28 protein-coding genes and 1 tRNA gene are annotated in these 19639 nt (G+C 41.8%); 7 read left to right on the forward strand and 22 right to left on the reverse strand.

Translation table 11 applies throughout. From position 1 onward, the window contains the following. Positions 1 to 188 precede the first annotated feature (188 nt). Together MSKOL_RS21340 and modA are read left to right on the forward strand one after the other, a co-directional pair. Positions 189 to 320: a hypothetical protein gene (locus tag MSKOL_RS21340; RefSeq protein WP_255351975.1), complete on the forward strand. Its 132-nt coding sequence runs from the start codon at positions 189 to 191 to the stop codon at positions 318 to 320. A 57-nt stretch (positions 321 to 377) separates the two neighbouring features. Beyond that, positions 378 to 950 carry a molybdate ABC transporter substrate-binding protein gene (modA, locus tag MSKOL_RS08585; protein ID WP_231592627.1) on the forward strand — a complete coding sequence of 191 codons (573 nt, stop codon included), beginning with the start codon at positions 378 to 380 and terminating at the stop codon, positions 948 to 950. A 101-nt stretch (positions 951 to 1051) separates the two neighbouring features. On the opposite strand, the gene MSKOL_RS21030 is transcribed toward modA, so the two are convergent. From MSKOL_RS21030 to nikR, 3 genes are all read right to left on the reverse strand, one after another. Then, positions 1052 to 1357: an N-acetyltransferase gene (locus MSKOL_RS21030; protein WP_231592556.1), complete on the reverse strand. Its 306-nt coding sequence runs from the start codon at positions 1355 to 1357 to the stop codon at positions 1052 to 1054. A 9-nt stretch (positions 1358 to 1366) separates the two neighbouring features. Then, the gene (locus MSKOL_RS21035) at positions 1367 to 1621 is read right to left on the reverse strand and encodes a hypothetical protein (protein WP_231592557.1); all 255 of its coding nucleotides are present in this window, start codon (positions 1619 to 1621) and stop codon (positions 1367 to 1369) included. Between the two features lie 445 nt (positions 1622 to 2066). Beyond that, on the reverse strand, positions 2067 to 2492 hold the full coding sequence (nikR, locus tag MSKOL_RS08600) for a nickel-responsive transcriptional regulator NikR (protein ID WP_048120307.1): 426 nt from the start codon (positions 2490 to 2492) through the stop codon (positions 2067 to 2069). Between the two features lie 609 nt (positions 2493 to 3101). Here nikR and MSKOL_RS08605 point away from each other — a divergent pair. Together MSKOL_RS08605 and MSKOL_RS08610 are read left to right on the forward strand one after the other, a co-directional pair. Further along, a complete protein-coding gene (locus tag MSKOL_RS08605) occupies positions 3102 to 3866 on the forward strand; it encodes a peptidylprolyl isomerase (RefSeq protein WP_048155253.1) in 765 nt (254 codons plus the stop codon). A 153-nt stretch (positions 3867 to 4019) separates the two neighbouring features. After that, positions 4020 to 4104, forward strand: a tRNA-Ser gene (locus tag MSKOL_RS08610). A gap of 97 nt (positions 4105 to 4201) precedes the next feature. Here MSKOL_RS08610 and MSKOL_RS08615 read toward each other — a convergent pair. From MSKOL_RS08615 to MSKOL_RS08670, 12 genes are all read right to left on the reverse strand, one after another. Beyond that, entirely contained in the window at positions 4202 to 5149 is a 948-nt protein-coding gene (locus MSKOL_RS08615) for a tyrosine-type recombinase/integrase (RefSeq protein ID WP_048155256.1), read from the reverse strand. 453 nt (positions 5150 to 5602) lie between these two features. Further along, positions 5603 to 8014 (reverse strand): hypothetical protein, encoded by a 2412-nt coding sequence (locus tag MSKOL_RS08625; RefSeq protein WP_048155261.1) that lies wholly within the window; start codon positions 8012 to 8014, stop codon positions 5603 to 5605. Position 8015: 1 nt separating this feature from the next. Then, the gene (locus MSKOL_RS21345; protein ID WP_255351976.1) at positions 8016 to 8150 is read right to left on the reverse strand and encodes a hypothetical protein; all 135 of its coding nucleotides are present in this window, start codon (positions 8148 to 8150) and stop codon (positions 8016 to 8018) included. Between the two features lie 21 nt (positions 8151 to 8171). Beyond that, positions 8172 to 8603, reverse strand: coding sequence for a hypothetical protein (locus MSKOL_RS08630; RefSeq protein WP_048155264.1), 432 nt, complete (start codon positions 8601 to 8603; stop codon positions 8172 to 8174). A gap of 1 nt (position 8604) precedes the next feature. After that, positions 8605 to 8994 carry a hypothetical protein gene (locus MSKOL_RS08635; protein WP_048155267.1) on the reverse strand — a complete coding sequence of 130 codons (390 nt, stop codon included), beginning with the start codon at positions 8992 to 8994 and terminating at the stop codon, positions 8605 to 8607. Next, positions 8995 to 11211: a hypothetical protein gene (locus MSKOL_RS08640; RefSeq protein WP_048155270.1), complete on the reverse strand. Its 2217-nt coding sequence runs from the start codon at positions 11209 to 11211 to the stop codon at positions 8995 to 8997. It abuts the gene before it with no gap. 6 nt (positions 11212 to 11217) lie between these two features. Then, positions 11218 to 11466 carry a hypothetical protein gene (locus tag MSKOL_RS08645; RefSeq protein ID WP_048155273.1) on the reverse strand — a complete coding sequence of 83 codons (249 nt, stop codon included), beginning with the start codon at positions 11464 to 11466 and terminating at the stop codon, positions 11218 to 11220. Positions 11467 to 11492: 26 nt separating this feature from the next. Beyond that, positions 11493 to 12230: a hypothetical protein gene (locus MSKOL_RS08650; protein ID WP_048155276.1), complete on the reverse strand. Its 738-nt coding sequence runs from the start codon at positions 12228 to 12230 to the stop codon at positions 11493 to 11495. A 128-nt stretch (positions 12231 to 12358) separates the two neighbouring features. Continuing rightward, a complete protein-coding gene (locus MSKOL_RS08655) occupies positions 12359 to 12547 on the reverse strand; it encodes a hypothetical protein (protein ID WP_048155277.1) in 189 nt (62 codons plus the stop codon). Beyond that, positions 12548 to 12790, reverse strand: a complete 243-nt coding sequence (locus MSKOL_RS08660; protein WP_048155279.1) for a hypothetical protein — start codon at positions 12788 to 12790, stop codon at positions 12548 to 12550. 215 nt (positions 12791 to 13005) lie between these two features. Next, positions 13006 to 13326, reverse strand: coding sequence for a hypothetical protein (locus MSKOL_RS08665; RefSeq protein ID WP_048155281.1), 321 nt, complete (start codon positions 13324 to 13326; stop codon positions 13006 to 13008). A gap of 22 nt (positions 13327 to 13348) precedes the next feature. Continuing rightward, positions 13349 to 13693 carry a hypothetical protein gene (locus MSKOL_RS08670; protein WP_048155283.1) on the reverse strand — a complete coding sequence of 115 codons (345 nt, stop codon included), beginning with the start codon at positions 13691 to 13693 and terminating at the stop codon, positions 13349 to 13351. A 96-nt stretch (positions 13694 to 13789) separates the two neighbouring features. On the opposite strand from MSKOL_RS08670, the gene MSKOL_RS08675 reads away from it, so the two are divergent. The 3 genes from MSKOL_RS08675 (at position 13790) to MSKOL_RS08685 (ending at position 15680) form a co-directional block, all read left to right on the forward strand. Continuing rightward, a complete protein-coding gene (locus MSKOL_RS08675) occupies positions 13790 to 14305 on the forward strand; it encodes a hypothetical protein (RefSeq protein ID WP_048155285.1) in 516 nt (171 codons plus the stop codon). Continuing rightward, entirely contained in the window at positions 14302 to 15237 is a 936-nt protein-coding gene (locus MSKOL_RS08680; RefSeq protein WP_048155287.1) for a hypothetical protein, read from the forward strand. The genes MSKOL_RS08675 and MSKOL_RS08680 overlap by 4 nt, the downstream gene beginning before the upstream one ends. Positions 15238 to 15356: 119 nt before the next feature. Then, positions 15357 to 15680 (forward strand): hypothetical protein, encoded by a 324-nt coding sequence (locus tag MSKOL_RS08685; protein WP_048155289.1) that lies wholly within the window; start codon positions 15357 to 15359, stop codon positions 15678 to 15680. 109 nt (positions 15681 to 15789) lie between these two features. Here MSKOL_RS08685 and MSKOL_RS08690 read toward each other — a convergent pair whose 3' ends face one another. The 7 genes from MSKOL_RS08690 to MSKOL_RS08715 form a co-directional block, all read right to left on the reverse strand. Further along, positions 15790 to 16020, reverse strand: a complete 231-nt coding sequence (locus MSKOL_RS08690; RefSeq protein ID WP_048155291.1) for a hypothetical protein — start codon at positions 16018 to 16020, stop codon at positions 15790 to 15792. Positions 16021 to 16157: 137 nt separating this feature from the next. After that, a complete protein-coding gene (locus tag MSKOL_RS21350; protein ID WP_255351978.1) occupies positions 16158 to 16289 on the reverse strand; it encodes a hypothetical protein in 132 nt (43 codons plus the stop codon). Between the two features lie 27 nt (positions 16290 to 16316). Beyond that, on the reverse strand, positions 16317 to 16547 hold the full coding sequence (locus MSKOL_RS08695; RefSeq protein WP_048155294.1) for a hypothetical protein: 231 nt from the start codon (positions 16545 to 16547) through the stop codon (positions 16317 to 16319). A 26-nt stretch (positions 16548 to 16573) separates the two neighbouring features. Beyond that, the gene (locus MSKOL_RS08700) at positions 16574 to 17218 is read right to left on the reverse strand and encodes a recombinase family protein (RefSeq protein ID WP_052725392.1); all 645 of its coding nucleotides are present in this window, start codon (positions 17216 to 17218) and stop codon (positions 16574 to 16576) included. A gap of 187 nt (positions 17219 to 17405) precedes the next feature. Continuing rightward, a complete protein-coding gene (locus MSKOL_RS08705) occupies positions 17406 to 18002 on the reverse strand; it encodes a DNA methyltransferase (RefSeq protein ID WP_048155298.1) in 597 nt (198 codons plus the stop codon). 1 nt (position 18003) lies between these two features. After that, entirely contained in the window at positions 18004 to 18219 is a 216-nt protein-coding gene (locus MSKOL_RS08710) for a hypothetical protein (protein ID WP_048155305.1), read from the reverse strand. Between the two features lie 58 nt (positions 18220 to 18277). Further along, positions 18278 to 19612: a hypothetical protein gene (locus MSKOL_RS08715; RefSeq protein WP_048155308.1), complete on the reverse strand. Its 1335-nt coding sequence runs from the start codon at positions 19610 to 19612 to the stop codon at positions 18278 to 18280. Between the last annotated feature and the right edge of the window lie 27 nt (positions 19613 to 19639).

Genomic DNA, 19639 nt, shown 5'->3' on the forward strand with positions numbered 1-19639 from the left:
TTAATTATCTCAAAATGGCCGTAAATTAAATATTAATCCAGTATTTGGTTGGTTATTTTGGACAATTAGGCAAATAAATTCTACCTCTGTGTACATCTGCGGAATGTGGGTTGTATCATATGGGGTGAAATAATGAGGAAAGAACTGGTAATTCTGTTAATACTGTTAAGTGTATCTCTTGCAATCGGATGTGCTGGTCAGAAAGTGAAGCTCCAAATGCAACGGTGACTCCAGTAACTCCAGGTGCATCAGGGCCTGAAGTTATAATGGTTTCTGCGGCTGCCAGCCTTACTGATGCTTTTACGGACATTACTTCCTAGTTTGAGAAGGAAAACCCTGGAACAAGTGTAAACCTGAATTTTGCAAGTTCGGGTAACCTGTGTAAACAGATTGAAGGAGGAGCTCCTGTAGATGTTTTTGCTTCAGCTGATGAGGCTCAAATGAATATACTTGCCAGTGAATCACTTATCGTAAACAATTCAAGAAAAGACTTTGCTCAAAATCCACTTGTGCTTATTGTCCCTGAAAATAGTGCTCTTAATATCACTGGCGTGAAAGATCTGGCTGACCCCAAAGTTAAGAAAATCGGCGTTGGAAATCCTGATACAGTTCCTGTCGGAAATTATACACGTACTGCGCTGACTGAGGCAGGTTTTTGGAGTCAGCTCGGAAATAAGATGGTATTTGCTGAAGACGTCAAACAAGTACTCACATACGTGGAAAGAGGAGAAGTTCATGCAGGGTTTGTATACACAATCGACGCAAAAACTGCAGAACCAGGAACTATCAAAATCGTTAGAAACGTGCCTGTTAGTATTCCTGTTAAGTGTCCTATAGCTGTGATTTCTTCTTCCGAACATAAAGAAGAAGCTCAGAAGTTCCTTGATTTTGTGACCGGAAAAGAAGGACAGGATATACTGAAAAAGTATGGTTTTGTTTCTCAATCTTGATAAAAGATGAGACTTGCCATTGGAATTAAGGAATTAGAGAGGTTAAGGAATTAGAGAGGTTAAGGAATTAGAGAGGTTAAGGAATTAGAGAGGTTAAGGAATTAAAGAATTCTTAATTCCATTTCATAACATGTCTCTTTCGAGCCACAGATGTCTTTTATTTCTTTAATTATCTTGAAGCCCATTTTTTCATACAACCCTATGGCAGGAAAGTTTTCCGTATTTACATATAAGAGAATCGAAGATATCCCATTTAACCTCATTTCTTTAATGCTTTCTTTTAATAAATTCTCTCCATGGTGCTTTCTTCTAAAATTCTTATCTATTGAAATTGAATAAATTACGGATTTTTTCTTAAAACCCTTTAGGGATAGAACAGGCTTCAAATAATAGATGCAGTAACCCACAACCTGATCCTAGCTTTTTATCACATAAAAGATCTTTTTCATTCTTTTCGAATATCGTTTAACACCATTCCGGCTTTTAGTTCCAAAACCTTCTGACTGAATTCTGATAATTTCAGGAAGCATGGAATCCTCTACGGATACAACATTTTCTTTCTCTATCTGTATCCATTTTCTAATAAACAGATTAGTTATTACATCCTTCACCAATCTCTCAAAACTCGTTGCATATACATTTAATGTAACCTGAATTTTTGTTAGACCCATAAAGATCACTTTTAAGCGAGCATAACGATTTGCTAGCTTACCCCTTAATAATTCCTTATATTCTATCCGATGAATTGAGTTTTTCCGCTTCTGAACAAATATACGAGTGGTTTCCGATTCCATGTCTTCAGGAATACTCACAGCTTTTGAAGTGGAATTTAATATCTGAAGTTTGAATAAGTAAATTTTAAACTATTTTCCATGATCAGAAAGCTTTAATTCCCATTTTATATTCGCTTTTTATATTCACTTTTCATGTGTCTCCTGTGAAGTGAAAAATCGTGACAAACTGCGCCCATTTCCAGAATACTTACTAAATATTTTATTAAGTTATGGGCTGGAACAGGGGTGTCGATTTCATGTAAACAGGCCAAATTAAAAGCTGGTTTCTGATGCAAAATCAATACTTCCTGGCAAGAAAATCCCTTAACCGATGACCAATGATTCATTTTTCAATCTTCTCTTCTGGAACAGTTGTTAACCTGGAGTGCTTGACTCCCTTCAAACTTAAAATTTTTTCAGTCAGTTCTATTATTTTTTCCCCTTCTCCCTGCAGAATTATTACCTCAAAACACAAGTTTGGCTCAATATGGAAGTGCACTGAGGAATTTATCAGATCCAGGTACTCGTGCTGAATGCTTGCCAGGGTGCTCGATACCCCTTTTTTTGAGCAATCATATACTATAGAAATCGTTGCAGCTCTTTTGCCCTTGATCTGCTGCATCCAGTCATAGTGCTGGTTATATGTCCTGATGGCATCCCTTATTCCCTCGGATCGAGAGGAATATCCTCTCTTCATAAGAGTTTCATCAAATTTGTCCAGAAGTTCCCCTGGCATGGAAACCCCTATTCTCATAAGCTTCCTTTCCATATACCCCTCCCGAAAACAAAAGTTTTCTGTTAAGTACCTATTCCACACATCGGGTGGTAAAACTCAACAGGACACTTAGCGGAAAAAACTAATAGTAGACCCCAAATTCTCCACTGTGATTTCCCAGAATTATACTCTAATATTTGATTGTAATTTCGTTGCATAAATAGTAATCGAAAGACATATGAAATATGAGAAAGTCATTAAACTTAGAAATCACCGACTCTCCGGCTCTCAAAGTGTCGGGATAGAAATTTTTCCTGCCGGAACCTCTGCTTTTGTTCAGGTTGTTTGCAGGAATGCACTCTTTCTACAAAAGCTGGTGCTCACCATAAGCATTAAAATAAAATAGTTTTACCTGCTTATTTTCAAGCCAGTTGTCTGCTAAATGTAAGTCTCAAGGTCGAATGATAGTGATTCTGGTAAATCTTTCCTAAAACTACAATTTTTTGAAAGTATCCGTAAAATCGACAGTAACCCTGTGGATTCCCAAAAAGCTTATTAAAGGCAGAGTTCTATAGCGTGAAACACATTTACGCTGAATTGGCTGACAATGAATAATTTTCTTGCTTATCAATTTAGTTTATTTAATAAAAAGAGTTGAAAATTATGGCAATCCAGAAAGGCGATTTCATAAAGTTGAACTACACAGGTAAGTTCGAAGACGGCAGAATTTTCGATACAACAGACGAAGAACTAGCAAAAAAGGAGGATATCTTTAATCCGCGCGGGCTTTACGGCGGAGACGTTGTTATTGTCGGGGCAAATCATACTATTGAGGGACTTGATGAAGATCTCGAGGGAAAGGAAGTCGGCTACAACGGCAGTGTTGTAATCCCTCCAGAAAAGGCTTTTGGCCTGAGTAATCCCAAGCTTGTAGAAACGATTTCTATCACAAAACTGAAAGACCGAAATGTTCACCCTGGCCTCCCTGTTGAGGTAGATGGCAGAAGAGGAGTTGTCAGCAGGGTTATAGGCCGCAGGGTCACTGTAGACTTTAATGGCCCTCTTGCAGGCAAGACCGTTACCTATGAGTATACTATTGAAAATGTTCTTGAGACTGAAGTTGAGAAAATTCAGGGTCTTCTTGCCCTCTATACCGGCCTCAGGGATCTGGAAATCGAGGCTGTTGACGGTGTTGCAAAGATTTATACTCCAACAGGTCTGACCTTCAACCAGCGCTGGCTCATGGCAAAGGATAGGGTTGCATCCGAACTTTTCAAGTATGCTGGTCTTAAGGAAGTCCAGTTCATTGAAAAGATTACAGTAGAACCCGAAACTCAGATACCAGCCGAGCCCGAAGCTGAAGCAGAGGCTGAACCCGAGTCTGAGTCTAAACCAGAAACCGAGGAATCCTCAGAACCGGAAGTCTGATTTCAGCTTTTAATTGTTCAGAGAGGCGAAGAGCACTTTCTCTTCGCAAATTTTATATACCATAATCGGGTTTGTTGTATACGCTTTCCGGAATCAAATGCTAATCTGTATATTTCCCTTTGCGGGAAGCTGTAAGAATGATTTTTTCAACCTGCTGAGGTAGCCCAGCGGACTACGGCGCCGGTCTTGAAAACCGGTAGCGCTTTGCGCTACGGGAGTTCGAATCTCCCCCTCAGCGCCTGACTAATTAGCGTCAAATAATAAATAAATCTGTTTTTTATTTTTGAAACTTGTTTAAATTTCGTCAGGAAGTCGCGGCACTTTATCAGACTGAATTATAGTTTGATGTTCAGTTTGGGAATATACCTTAGATAGCTTTCTTTTAGTTCGGTTTGGGTTATGTGGTCATAGATGTCTATGGCTTCTTTTCTGGAATCTCCGCGAAGTTCCTGGATTATTGATCTTGGGCAACCTGCACGCCGCATCCAGGTTGTAAAGAAGTGTCTGAAGCAGTGCGGTGTAAATTTTTCGTTTAGGTTGCCTGTTGGGTTGTGGAAGCCTAAGCGTTGTGCGTGGTCTGTGGTGGCGTAGTATATTGTGTCTCTGTATATCCTGGAGCCATGAGGACCTAGAAAGAGGGCTTTGTCTCGGATCTTAGGCTTTTGGTTTTGTCTCCAGGTAATCCAGTCTTCGAGGATCTGGGAGCATTCAGAGTCAAAGAATATTATCCGGTTGCTTCTTTTTGCATGAGGTTTGAGGACCGCGTAGTTCTGGGAGAGGTTGAGGTCTTGCATGTCAAGGTCTATGAGCTCTTGCCGTCTTATTCCGGTTTTGGCAAAGAATGTGAATATTGCTTTGTATCCGATCCAGTCAGCGGAGTCTATGAGGTCTTTCATTTGTTCCAGGCTGATTAATTGGCGCTCTTCATGACGTTGTTCTTTGTAGTATCGGATGTATCTTTTTCTGAATTGGGGGACTATGTTCTTTGTTACTCCTTCCCATTCGAGGAAGTCGTAGAAGGAGGAGAGGGAGGCGAAGTAGTTTTCGACCGTAGAAGGAGAGTAGCCTTTTTCATCTCTGAGATGAACGAGGAAGCTTTTTAGATCCATTGGGGTTGGTTCTATTGGGTGCCTTGAAAGGAAGTATTTCAGGCAGCTTTTATAGGCCTGAACGGTTCTAGGGGAGAAGTTGCGAGTGTGGCAGTCTTCGAGAAATTCCAGTAGTAGGTTGGTTCTTGGCAGATTATGAGAGATGCTGCAGTCCAGTGTGTTTGTTTGGTACATACTAAAAAAATGTATTGTGTTTTATTTGGGGGTTTAGGTCCTGGGATATATTTAAATTAATAAAAATATAGTTGTTGCTTGGGCTGTTTCTTATATCCTTAAATAATTAAAAGAGATTCTTTCTTATGGGAGTTGAGAAGAAAATGTTAGAAGGAATCAAATGTTTTCTGACTGGGTGGGAGTGTGTAGGAACACCAACAGAGCTTAAAACATATGTTCACCCAGATATTATAAAAGTCTTGAGACTGCGATCTGATGAGAACTTTCACCATCTTACTAAAAGAAATTATGGGGAGTCTATTAAGGGATATACAGTATGTGCCAATGGATCAACGTATACATATAAAGCGTTGGTTTCGTCTAGCATATGGATAGATAACCACAGTCATGGGGGATACATTGGCGGATCTATGTTAATTTATCGCAAAAAAAGAAAAGTTTGATTGAATTAAGTTATAATTTTGTGTTTGCGCGGAATGGATCCCCATAAGAGTTTTTAAGCATTTTCTTTTTAGTTTTTTTGTGTTTCACTGTGTCTTTGAATGGGTCGATGTTCCATTCAAAATCTATAATTTCTTTTTCTTTAATTGTTGGTATGACAGTCCATGAGTCTATGGTAGGGATTGTTCCTCTTGAGTCTATGGTAGGGATTGTTCCTCTTGAGTCTATGGTAGGGATTGTTCCTCTTGAGTCTATGGTAGGGATTGTTCCTCTTGAGTCTATGGTAGGGATTGTTCCTCTTGAGTCTATGGTAGGGATTGTTCCTCTTGAGTTTATGGTAGGGATTGTTCCTCTTGAGTCTATGGTAGGGATTGTTCCTCTTGAGTCTATGGTAGGGATTGTTCCTCTTGAGTCTATGGTAGGGATTGTTCCTCTTGAGTCTATGGTAGGGATTGTTCCTCTTGAGTCTATGGTGGGGATTGTTCCCCTACTTTCAATTGTTGGAATGCTGGCTCTAGAGTCTATAGTAGATATATAATATCCTTTTTCTGATAGTATGCCTTTTGTTGCTGGTGCTTCTGCTCTGTATGTCGCTGCAAGTTCTTCAGCAGATGTTAAGCTGTTTTCGTTTGTGAGGAAATTTTGTTTTGCTTTTGTTATGTCTGCTTGAGGGGTTTTTGAGCCTATGGTGGGAGGTTCGTTTATTTTGTACTCCTGTAATTTTACGCGCCTTCCTTCCCATTTGAAATATGAAGATTCCCCTGTTTTAGTAAGTGTTGTTTCTGGGACTATTACGGCTTCGGCTTCTGCGCGCCTTCCTATTCTTGTTTTTGATTCGAGAACCGGAGTAAGGAAGGTTGTACCTTTAGGGGCTTCCTGGGAAAGCATGTATTTTTGTGCTTCTCTTGGGATAAATTCGCGTCCTTTAGGTGTGTCTACCCATTCACCATATCTTACATTTTCCGGGAGCCTGGATATCTCATTTAGAGAGATTTTTAACGCGTTTGGTGTGAGCGGATCAGGTGTGCCGAATAGACCTGAACCTATTTTTTTGATGCCTTCGTTTATTTTTAGGGTGTTGTGTTGAAGAGTTCCTTTTTTTAATATGGTATATCCCTGTTTTAGGGTGTTATAGGGGCTTGCTTTGTTTTGAGATATTCTTAAAAAATTTGGACTCGCTCCTTCTTGAACCGGTGAAACATATAGTCCTGGAATGTCTGACAGATGTTTAGGGTTTAGTTCCCCGCGAACTGAAGGAGATTTACCTAACTCGGCTGTGGTTACATGATAACCTATTTTTGTTCCTGTTGTTGGGTCTTTGAATGACTCTATGACGGCTAAGGAATCGGGGTTTTCAGTCATAGGGAATCGTTCTTTACCAGATAATACGGATTTTTTCACCATACTTCCGGCAGGAACTTCTTTTAACCCTTTTGTTCTTATCACGTCATACGTTTTTAGACTTGTTTTTGATCCGAACTTATACCCTGCTCCCATTACAGCAATGTCGGCTATGAAGTCTACGCCCTGCTCCACGGATTTGACTTTTGAGGCTTCGTGTATTGTTAGAGCCCCTAGCCCTACGTTTAACGCTGGTTCTATTGCTCCGGCTGCTTTTGTGGCTCCGATGGCGGTTAGTCCGGCTCTGCCTGCCAGACCTGCGCCTTTTATGACTGCTCCGCCTACTGCTGCCCCTGCTATTAATGTTCCTTGTTCTGCTGCGAAGTTTACAGGGGTTTCTTTTAGACCCTGATAACCATGCACGGACCAATCTTGGAAGCCTGCTGTTATTTTGTTGGACCTTATCGCTTCTGTTACTTTTTGCCTTTCGTCCAGGAGTCCAACTTTTTCGAGTGCTGTGTCTCTTTTTTCCTGGATTGTTTCAAGTGAGGGAACATATGCAGACAGTTTTTTATTTGCGGTGTCTAATTGGGATTTTACGCCTAGTTTGGAGGCTACTTTTGAGACTATTGATTCTTCGGAAGATGACCCAACTCGAGTTAATGCCCCCTTCCATTTTTCTGATTCCTCTGAGTATGTTTGCTTATGAATTGCTTCTAACTGGGTTTTAGTGGCTTCCCCTCCTGAGTGAATAATGATTGTTCCACTTGAACGGTCCTTTGAGACGTCGAGCCCCTGAGTTCTTGCGCGCTTAACGGTCTCTTCTGTGGTGTCAATGTAAAAAGTGCCTGATGTGTTGTTATATTCTGATGCTTTTTTTTGGATTTCTTCCCCTTTTACCCCATAGATAAAACTGTTCGTTTGCTGGGCTTGTGCCTGCTGTGCTGCCTGGGCTTTCTGGAGTTCCTGGGTTTTCTGGGCTTCGCTGCTTGAGGACCCTGAGGATTTAGAGCTGGAATTTTTCCAGCTTGAAGTGTCCCCCTGTTTTCTGGTTTGTCCGTCTCTGCCTATTATGGAGACCATGTTAGTAACCCCTGTATTTTCTGGAGAAGTTCGGAAGGCTGTATGTACCTATTGGCTGGAAGTTGTTAGTTAGTACCTGGATTTCAACGAAAGGAATTTCACTTTCTCTGATTTTGATTTGCTTTCTTTTGGACATGTTCCCACTCCTGTTTATTGTTTAGTCGCTTACCCACATTTGATATAGTACTCCTGCAAGTCCTACGCCTGTAAGGACATAGAGAGTGTAGAGAGCTGCTGAAGGGATGTATATTACTCCTAGAGATTCAGGAGCTACAGCACAGAGACCCATGAAAAGCATGGCTGTACAGGTCCTGAAGAGGTTCTGAGATTTGACATAGATCATGCCGATTGTGAAGAAGATTAGAGCTACATAGAACCATGAACCCCATAGGGCAGGACCCGCCCAGAAGTCCGTTATAGGGGTAAAGATGGAGCTTGCGGCTGTGCTTGTGTTGTCTAATGCGCTTGCATTGGTCATTTTTTGTATTGAGCTGTAGTTACTGAGGTTTACTGATACGTTGGCCTGCTGTAGGTTGTGCAGGCTTTCGAATGCTTCTGTTCGGTTGAAGGTTTGCCAGGGGTCTGCCATGTTACCTCCCCAGGAATTTTATTGCTAGTCCGTAGACTGTTACGGCTCCCATTAGTGCAGCTACTTGTAGCGCGAAGGCATCAGGAAGGCCAAGAGCTACCAGGAGAGGATAGGCTCCGGTGAGAGTTAGCATTATGAATTCCAGTATTATTTTGACTCCCATCATGAGCATTAGAGCTGTTATTACTGCGTTTGAAAGTATGCCGTTTCCGGCTACTTGTTCGTACATTGATTGTATGCTGTTTGTTGTGTCCTGGATGTCGTCATATACTGAGAATCCGGCCACTTCGAAGGAGTATGGGTATACGCCGGTTAGGTTGATGAGGACGAATGCGAGCTGGATAAGTAGCATTGAGAAGGCGTATCCTTCGATTTTTGTTTCTATTGTCATTTACCCTATTCCCCCTGTTCGTTTGTAGTGTATGAAGGCAGCTCCTAAGGCTATGATCCAGACCAGGACCACGAAGTAAAAGGAGCATGTGACCCATTCGAAGAGATAACCCATGCTCGTTAGGATTGCTACGGCTCCGCAGGCTATGTCATTTTTAGCTTTTCCGAAGCTCAGCAGGAAAACTATTATTATTCCTGTGAAAAGGATGTTTTTTAGCCAGGCTGGGTATTCGTCAGGGAAGAGAGGTACTTTATTCGGGTAGCTTAAGCCCCAGCTTTGGGAAGCTGTGTCTCCGTCTGTGGCTTGTATGTGGAAATTTAAGGTATAGTCGCCTTCTCCTCCGGTTTCAAAGGTGAAAGAACCGGTGTCTGTGGTTAGAGTTTGTGAGTATACTGTTGTGCCGTTGTTTGCTATTGCAGTAAGTGAAGCTCCGGTTATTGTTTTGTTGGATTCGTAGGCTATTGTTACGTTATTGGTGTTTTCTGTATAGGAGAGTGTTAGCCAGGAGTTAGCGTATTGGTGAAGGACTCCTTCTTTATTGAGGACAAAGGTGTATTCTGTTAGGCTGGGGTCTACGTGTTCGGTATAGGTTTTCCCGTCGTAGGTTAGGGTTATTGTATAGTTTGTTCCTCCGGTCATATCGGAGCCTGTGAACATGCCTTTTGAGTCGGTTGTGCCGGTTTTTATTTCTCCGTCGTCTTCGGATGAGATTGTGTATGATACTCCTGGCAGTCCTGCCCCTGAGTACCAATATTCTAAGACCGTGAATCCTACGTCATGAGGAGCATAGTATATTCCAGATCCTGAGGCTTTCGAGAGGTATAGATCCTGTCTTGTGGTTGCTCCTGCTGTTGTGGTGAGGTTATAGGGGTTGGAGGTTTCGTAATTTGTTTTTTTTGCCTGTACTGTGTAAGTTTCCCCTGTTGCTATCTCCTGGGTTTGGTAATACATGCCGTTTTCATCGGTGTAAACGTAAAATGTGTCTGTGCCGTTTGTTATGGATACGGTTGCTGATTTTATAGCGGTTTGTGTTTCTGAGTTTTTGACGTAGCCCCAGAAGCCAGGAAGGGAGTAGTCCGGCTCAAATTCGTATATATAAGAGTCCTGACCTATCCAGGTGACTGTATTGTCCCAGGAGTCGGACCCGTTTGTTTGTCCTATTTGGGTGCTGTCTCTAGATACGTTGTAGTTTTCAGTTAGGCCGGAATAGGAGAGAATTGAACCGTTTAGCGTTGTTGTGTTGTAGATTTTTGTAAGTTCTACCCTTCGACTGTAGGAAGGTTCTGAAAAGTCAAGTGTAAAATTATAGTACCCGTCTTCTTTTTCATCTGGGTATAGATATACTGAGCTCCCACCGGAAATTATACCGCCGTTGTTATTTTCGTCCCGGATTTCGGCGGCTGTGTCTGTTTCTGCAATGAAATAGGATTCTGGGTATATACCATCTGAAAAATAAAATATTGGCTTTGAATAATATAATACATTGTCTGACCCTAATACGTTTATATAATATAGCCCGTTGTTAGTAAATATGCTCGTGTTATGATTAAATACTGTTCGAACTGCTGATAGATTCCATGTATCTAAACATATGCCGTCTGCGTCTGTCATTCGTGCTTGATATGATACACCAGATGTATTTGGGGTTGCTACAGTGAAATAAGTGGTGGTGTCTGCTGAAGACACAAAACCTTGATGCCCTACGCAAAAAGAAGATGTTGAAAAATCATCGAGTCTGAGTACTCCGCTTGGTGTACTTGTACCAATATATATTTTTGTGACTTGTGCAGTTGTAGAATATGCGCCGCTTGCCTGTGCGACCCCATCTACGTATAATGTTGCCCCTGTCCCAGCATAGTTTTCTATTAGTTCTATTCGATGCCAGGTATTTGCACCTGTTAATGTTGGTGGAGTGAGTGAAAGTAATTGAGTGGTTCCGTTATATAGTTTTATATTTAGAGTTTCATAAGTAGAGAAAGATGCAAAATGGCTAAGATAGCCGAAAAATGGGGCTGTAATATAGATGTATCCTGATGCCCCGTACTGCCATACGTGGCTATTCTCATAATATTGTGTAGTACCTGAATAATATGAAAAATAGTCTGTGCTGGCATCGTAGGGATGCCCTTCATAGGTCTGTTCCCATGCTATCGCCGGAGAAACGCAGAAGGTGAAAGGGATTAATAGGAAAAGAAGGAAAGATATGATTTTCTTCATATTCCCTCACCTGTAACCACTGTTATTTTCAGACCTTGTACTTTCAATGAATCCCCAGAGAATGAGACTTAGGCTTATTACTGTAGGAATGTATCTTAGTTCTCCCTGGATCATTTCCTGGACTTCTGCTGCGTTTCCTCCCATTGCTGTTCCTACGGCAAAGAGGAAGTCAAAAAGAGGCTGTGTGAAGATGAAGGTAGCTCCCAGGATAAACAGCCCCACTAATACTTTTATCCAGGCTCCGACGTAACCCATGTTAATTTTACCCCCCTATGATTGGTTTAGGATAGCTGTTGTAAAGATCCCGATGCTGTGCTGAGTGTGTTTAGTGTTGTTGAGTCGGCTCCTGAACCCATTATGTAGCCGAAGGCGAGACCCAGGAGAGCGGCCATTATGAGCATCATTATCATGTTTCCGCTTTTTAGCGGGTTTTGGAGTTTTCTTCGTTCGATTCCGACGTATCTTTCTATTATGCCGTTTTCTGCTGCTGGGGAGCGGCTTTCTAGGTAGTTTTTGAGGTCGGATATTCTGATTACTTCGATTTCTTGAAGGATTTTTCCAGAGTAGTTTTGAATTGTGGTTCCTATTTCTGCGGCTTGTTCTCCGAGGTCTTGGTGGATTTGTTCTATTGGGGTTTCGGAGTAGTATTTGAGCTGGGCGGCTGTGTCGATTCCAAACTTTTTGAGGTCCCTGAGAAGGGGCATTATTCGAGCTTCTGTGGCTCGGTTATATGGGCTATACCATAGTGCTGCTCTTGTGCCGTTGAATTGGAAGGCATCTTCAGGTTCTAGTTCGTATACTCCGTTTTGGGTTTTGTATATGCCTTCTACTTCTTCAGCGCCCTGGATTTTTAGGGCGTTGTCTTTTGTGAGTGCGATTACGTATTTTTTGCCTTTGATTTTGGAGATTGCTATTTTTATCCAGCCAGGATAACCTGCACAGGTGAGGATTAGGAAAAATCCGATTATGAGGGATTCGCAGAGAACCCAGGTTTTGAGTGTGTCGGCGGTTACGAGCATTTAAGAATGCCTCCTTTTGGGTATTCTTTTAGAATTGCCTGTTTGATTAGTACAGGTTACTTTTCCGTCTTTTTTGATCCATAGGGAAGGGTAGGACATTCCTTCATTTCGTTTGCCTTTTGACACTGTTAGCATTGTCTTACCCCCTGCTGTTGTGGAGGTTTGATGATTAGATAACTTAATCCTGCGAGTATTATGCTTACTATTGCTGGCACTAGATACCATGGGAGGGCCGCAAAATAGGCTAATACCTGAAGAAATAACCCTGCTGCGGTTACTTTTTTTATGGTTTTGCATATATCTTCTTTGAATGTCATTTACTGTCTAACCCCCTGCTGCTGTTGCTGTTGTGGATATTGCTGTTTTGGAGATCCTAGTCCGAAGAAACGAGGCTTTTTTTCTCCTTCGGTTTTGTTTGTGATCGAGTGTTCTGAGGTTGTGGCTCTTTTGAGAAGGAAGCCGTCCCGCCCGAGGCTTGAGAGGCATTTTGTGATTATTAGGGCTTGGCCTGCTCCTTTTATGTCCATTTGTCGAAGTTCATAGTCTCGCTGGGAGGACATTGCCCTTAATTCTGTGATTCTAAGTAAGTCTTCTATGTCCTGGATTTCGTTGTGTGAAAGGTTGCTGAATGCGAGCTGTTTGTTTAGTGCTCCCCAATTTTTAAGTAGTTCGTCTGGTGGAATTCCGTTGGGAGTTCCTGCGTAGGCGATTACGTCCAGGGGTTGAATTTGAGCTCTGGATTTGTCGATTGGATCAGACGTTTATAGACCCCCTTTTATTCTTCAGATACTGAAGCCATGTATGTTTTATACAGTAATCCTTTGATTATGCCTATGGATAGCGATATTAATGCCATTCCTTCGTTTATTATGGAGATTACGACGTCATAGGTGGATACTGTACTCTTTACTATTTCTCCCGATGTCTGATTTAGAAAGACGTTTGTGTATGTGATGTCGTAGGACGCTATGGAGAGGGAGAGAAATAGAGCGAAACTGAGAAAGACTAGAAGCCCTTGCCATGAATCTCGTTCTATGGAATAGAAAAAGATCAGGAAGGCAGCGAGTTCGAAAAACAGAAAAAAAGTTGAGTCCATGTGAGGACTCGCCCCCTTTTATTTAGTCGTTCCTGGAAACACCCATGAGCATTCCAAGAAGTACAACGAATACAGCTACGTAAGGTATCATACTGAACAGGTCTATGCTACTCCAGCCGGTGGCTTTGACGTTGTTGTATGAAGCTGTCGCGGCCGAGTCGTTTAAAGCCGCAATTTTGGTGTCTGTCTGCGCCTGAAGTGTACCAAATAAAAGCGCGCAGAGCAAAAGCGTGACCAAGAGCACTAGTATAGCTATTGCGCTGCCGGACATAGAAGCTTTTTCGTTGTTCGAAAATGCCTCTATTTTATCTGCTATGGCGGAATACCCGCGATCGTAGCAGTCATTGATGTATTTTGTTATTGCCATTGTCTAAGCACCCCCTATACTATAGTAAGAAGTATATAGTATAAATAAGTTACTATAGTATATGTAAAAAAACGTATTTCATAAGGAGAGTTATATATGAGCTCTTTTAAATATGTAGATGGAAATAAACCTATGGGGGTTATATACCCTTTTCAGGATTTACTTGTTTCTATGACTGAGGCTTTGCAGAATCAGGAGTATACAGCTTATATAGATCTGGTTTCGCACCTTCGGAATATGTCTATTTTGGCGTTTGATACGAAGGATATAGAGAGCCTGGAAAAAATAGATGAGCTTGTGATTAAGGTTAAAAAGCATATAGATGTGAGCCTTCGGAAGAGGGTTGATAGTTCTCAGTTGTACCAGGTTGAGACTGTGAATTCTTCTTATCTTAAGGGAGTTGAGCTTAAGATTTTTTGCGAGTATCGCTTTTCTTACGTTATTGAGAGAGTTTGTATTTACGCACTCAGGAAGACGATTTTTAGGGACCAGATCCCAGAGGCACAGCAGACGGTATATTACAAGGCTGCGCGTGATATAGAGCTGACTCTGGAGAGGGTCAATAGTGTTTTGGTGGAAAATGAGATAAAGCCTTATGAGGTGGAGTTATGAGCGGAGATAATGAGAATAATGAGAAGTCGGTTCAGTTTAATTGGTTCTGGTATTTTATCGATATTGCGAAGAGGGCTTTCCTGTATAACAATTCTTCTTTTATTTCGGCTATTGGGAAGCGTAGAAGCGGGAAGAGTGTTTTTACTCTGGGGGCGGCCTGTGCTGTGGACCCTGACTTTTCAGAGGAACAGGTTTGTTTTGGATTGAAGGAGCTTAAGGAACAGCTTAACGAGAAGACCCAGACGTCTATTGTCTGGGAGGAAGCAGGAGCTTCGGCTTATGCTCGCGATTTCATGAATGAACGGAATAAGCTTATTATTAAGACGTTGCAGGTCTATGGGTACAGGAAAATTGCGCTTTTCGGGAACTTTCAGCATCTTAAGTTTTTAGATGGTGATGTTCGCCTACAGTTAGATTGCTTTTTTAAGATGAAGGCTTTTAATGAGTTTACGCCTGAGGGACAGCCTTTTACCCGCACTTATGCGTATCCTTACGCGATTGTGACGGACTGGATACAGGATCCTGTTATAGCTCCGTTTAAGGTTCAAAAGGATGGTGTTTTTATGCCTATTGGGTCTATTCCTATTCCTGATATGGAGGAGTTTTTTGATGTTTGCGGAGTTAGTAAAGGTTTGTATAAAAGTTATTTGAAGAAGAAGGATGAGTATTTCACGGAGATCGGGGAGGAAGAGGTAGAAGAGAAGGAAGAGATATTTTCTAAGAGGGAGTTGAAGACTTTAACGAGAGTGAACCAGGCTTATCTTTCTCTTGCTTCCAGGCTGATAGAGGATAAGGTTACTAAGACTAAGATTGCTGAGTTCTCGGGTATTCCGGTTAGTACTTTGAATGTTTGGTTAGGGAAGAGTGAGGATGCGGACGAGTGGGCGAAAAGGATTTTAGAACCTTCGACAACGACAACAAACTTTTTTTGAATACCTTTAATACTAAAACCAAAATTCAGTTCTGGGCCAAGAAGAGCCCTGACTTTCGCTCTTTTTTTTGTTGTGGTTTTACCCCTGGGGAAGGCCTGAAGGGTATTTAAAGGCTTTATATGCTGCCTATTTGGGATCCAGAGAAATTTTACTGCAGGGATCCAGAAATTTTACTGCAGGGATCCAGAAATTTTACTGCAGGGATCCAGAGAAATTTTACTGCAGGGATCCAGAGAAATTTTACTGCAGGGATCCAGAAATTTTACTGCAGGGATCCAGAGAAATTTTACTGCAGGGATCCAGAGAAATTTTACTGCAGGGATCCAGAAATTTTACTGCAGGGATCCAGAAATTTTACTGCAGGGATCCAGAGAAATTTTACTGCAGGGATCCAGAGAAATTTTACTGCAGGGATCCAGAAATTTTACTGCAGGGCAAAATGAGAAAGTAAAAAGGAGAGTTAAGAACCTTTGAAAAAGTCAGTGAGAAGGAGCTTACGAACTCCAAGAGAGAGAAAAATGGAGGTTATGAACCCCAGGATTAAGAAGAGCATTATAGATCACTCTGCTGGGTAGCTTGTAGACAGTCAGGACAGATTATTTTCCCGTAATAGTTCCAGCCGTGAAGGGTGTAATCCTGACCAATTGCCCGCCCGCATGTTTGACAGTGCCAGGTTTTGACGGTTTTTATGAGGAAGTCGCCAGGACCGAAGAATACTTTTTGTTGTGTGATTTCGGGTTCTGGCATTTGGTGTGCCCTGGGGATTTCTTGTATTAGAGTCATGATGCAGCCGCCCAGATTTTGACGTTGGTTATGTGAGGTTTGTTTTGCAGGGTGTTCGCGCGTATGCGAGCAATCCCGTAGCCTGGGGCGGTTGTGCTTTTCTGTTTTGTTTTGTCTGTCCAGGTGATTAGGTACGTTTAGAAGCCCCCTGGTAGTACAAAGAGAAAAAGGAAAGTGAGCACTCCTGCGAACAGGAGAGCGTACCAGTATGTAAGAGCTTTCTTGAAGTCGTGCAGACTTTCAATGTCTTCTGAGTCTATTTCGATCATGTGAAGTTACCCCCCTAATATTAGGTATTACCTTCTTTGTTCAACTTCTAAAATTTCACCTATTGTTAATTTTGTTATTTCAACTTCTTTTGGTGTTTTAAGTCTTTGAAGTGCGGTGTCAATTTCAGCGAGTTCTTTTTTTGTGAGCTCTACTTCACATAGAAGCTCTTGTAAGTATAGCTCTCTATCATATTTTTGATATAAGAGATTTCGAGTTTCTACGGGTAAATTACCATCTATTACAGGTCTTGTGCCCATTGTGTACTACCCCCCGTTTAACGGTATTAAGAATTTGAGTTTTGAAGGTCTTTGTTTTCTTTTATTCTGTCTTCTTCTTCCCACTTTTCCACATATCTGTATAGTGTTGTCTGTGGGACTTTCATTAACCTTGCTAGTTGTGCGGTTTTGAGTTTTGGGTTTTCTGCTTTGAGTTTTTCGTATTGTGTTCTTGATAATTCTGAGAAAGGTCTTCCCAGGTGTTTACCTTCGTTTCTTGCTCTTTGGAGTCCTAGCTTTGTACGTTCAGATATTGAAGCTCGTTCAAGATCCGCGAACCAGGCGAACATTGAAATGAATATGTTTCTGATGCCTGGCGAGTCTATCATTTTTGTCCAGGATTCGTTAGGGCTTAGGGATATGATGTGACACCCCATTTGCTCAATTTCTAGGATTAGTTGTATTGTTTCGGTTGAGGTCCTGCCGAGTCGCGATAATTCAAATACATATAGTGCTTCTACGTCTCCCGCCTGTATTTTGTCGTATATTTTATGGAAGTTTTTTCGTTTCTTTGCGGGAACTGTACCGGAGACTCCTGAATCTTCGTAGAGGTTTTCAGGAGGAACAAATTTTAAGAGTTCGAGTTTCTGGTTTTTGATGTCTTGTTTGTCGGTGGAAACTCGAACATAGCCTAGTTTTTCTTTAGCTTCCATAATAGGTATATATGGGGATCAATCTATATAAAGATTCTCATACGTTTATGGTGTTTTTAAACGGCCGTTTATGGGAAGAATTTAGGCGTTCACGCGTGTTAAATTTCCTGCAGGTAACTTTTTAAAAAGGTTTTTAGAGGTGTTTTCCCTCCCTTTGCCTGCAGGCCTGGACCTAATTGATAAAAAATTAAAAAGCGTCTAATGATGGAGATGTCCCGCGATTAATTAAAGGAAGATATGAGCTGTTAATCTCCATTCCGTATCCTTCTTTGATGTCTCCTTTGTTCGTCAGATATCTGCATGCCTGTAAAGTTGTACCGGACCCGCAGAAGGGATCAAGTATAGACGTGCAGCCTGTGAACATGCCTAAAATTGTTGTATAGAGGATAACGGGATCTTGGTATTTATGGACCTTTGCGTTTCCTTTTATTGGTTCTACTCCGAAGCAGTCACTCCAGATGTACTTATTGACTTTGTACTCTTCGGTTTTTTGGTATACGTATATTGGATTATATCGCCATGATGCCGCTATTATCCCCTTTCCCCAGATCAGAACTCTTTTTGGAGGATAGCGCAGTATATGCTCGTTCATTTTGGTGGCTGAGTGGATGATTATAAGGACCTTTCCGGCTACTCTGTAGGCCTGCTGGAAAAACTCATTATAAAAGGTCCAGTAATCGCCATCTACATCTTCGTCTTTGAAGGGAGGAGATGTAAAAACTATATCAAAATGATTATCAGGGTAATTTTTCATTAAGTCTATGCAGTTTCCTATTTGTATCATATTAAACACTTCCAAGAATTATACGGATTTCTTCGGCGTATTCTGCCCTTGTGCTGTTTTCGCTTTCCTCTTCTTCTTCGGGTTTTTCGTCGTGTTCTGGATCTTGTCTTTTTGTTCCCTGCCGAATTGGTAGACTGCGCCAATAGTCGGACATGCAGGGCGAGATGAGAGAAGGACCTGTGGGAAAGTGGTACGCTTCAGGACCTGGATATTTCATTTTTGTGTTATAGTGCCCTTTTGCTGGCTCTATATTGGATCTGGATTTAGCAGCCAGGTTAAAGCCCCCTGGAAGCTTTGAGATAGGATTGAGTTATCTTGCTGGCTGTGGTGAAGGAAAGGCTTAGTTTTTCAGGTTCGGAAGGTTTTTCTTTTTTGGGCTCGTTGGGCTTTTCTTGGGCTGTATTGCCCGCGAAGAGGCTAAGACTGTCCTTCCTGTGGGACGATCTGAAGCCCGTTAGGGCACTAAGTACGCCCTTCAAAAAATAATGCTTCTTCGGGCTTCTGAGAGGCTTACATTCTGGAGCTTTGGGCTTTTCTGGGAGAAGAGATTTTGAACAGGTCCAGGCTTGTATCCCTGTAGCCCAATACATAGCCCCGTGTTGAGGACTCATTGATTTTTCTAGATAGCTTTGCAGGTGGTCGCCTGGCTGTTTGCCTGCAGCATCGGAAGGGCGGGACCTTGACCAGTGCCAGCCTGTGTGGTCCTGGCGGATGGTGTGAATGTCTAGAATGGAGCCTCCGCCGTAGTGCCTCCATGCGTACTGAATTACGCTTTTATGACAGAGCCAGTTTATCCCAAATATCATTATATGGTAGTGGAGCATTCCGTTAAGCTGAAATTCTGCGGTTTTTATCCACTCTGCCCGAGCTGGGAGGGTTCTGTTAAGGAATTTGGTGAATAGTCCCCAGGCTTGCTTTGTGGTCTGGTTGATTTCCCAGAGGGATTTATTTTTATCAGGCTGCGAGGTGAGGGTAAGAAACACGCCTTTCATGTGTTTTTTACTGGCTTTTTTGTAGGCTGCCCTGAATCCTGTAAGTACTTCCTGCTGTCGGGCGGGGTCGGTGAATCGGGTTTTGTATGGTAGTACCATGTCGTGAGAGAATACAGGGTTACCGTCTGGGGCGCAGGTTACGACGATTCTTTCAAGCTTTACGCGGTTGCAGTATGCCGAAAAAAGCTTATCTATGTCGTCTTTTGCTGTGTTGAGGTATACAAATTCTTTTTTCTCTTTGTCGTAGTAACAAAATTTATTTACCCTGTTTAATATTAATGCAGCTTCGGTTTTTTCCGGACAGGTTCGTTTTAACCCTTCTAATTTTTTATAGGTTTTACTGATGGCGATTTTGGTATCTGGTGAACTTTGCTCTTGATGTATCAAGTCTAGTTTTTTTGAGATAAAAAAAAGTGGATTTGTTCGTATCCATAAGAACCCGTCTGAGTTTTCTATATAGAACAGTGTTTTTGCTGCCTGGGTTTTGAAAAAATTATAAAGCTGCATGATTGCGTTTTTGCCTTCGAATAGAAGTTTTGCGGCTATTTGCTGAATTGTTCTAGGTTCATTTAAGCAAAAATCTTGGATAGTCTTTTGCTGGAGAGATGAAAGAGCCATGTTCGTGGAAACCCCCTATATTTTGCA

The organism is Methanosarcina sp. Kolksee, assembly GCF_000969945.1.
Classification (GTDB): domain Archaea; phylum Halobacteriota; class Methanosarcinia; order Methanosarcinales; family Methanosarcinaceae; genus Methanosarcina; species Methanosarcina vacuolata.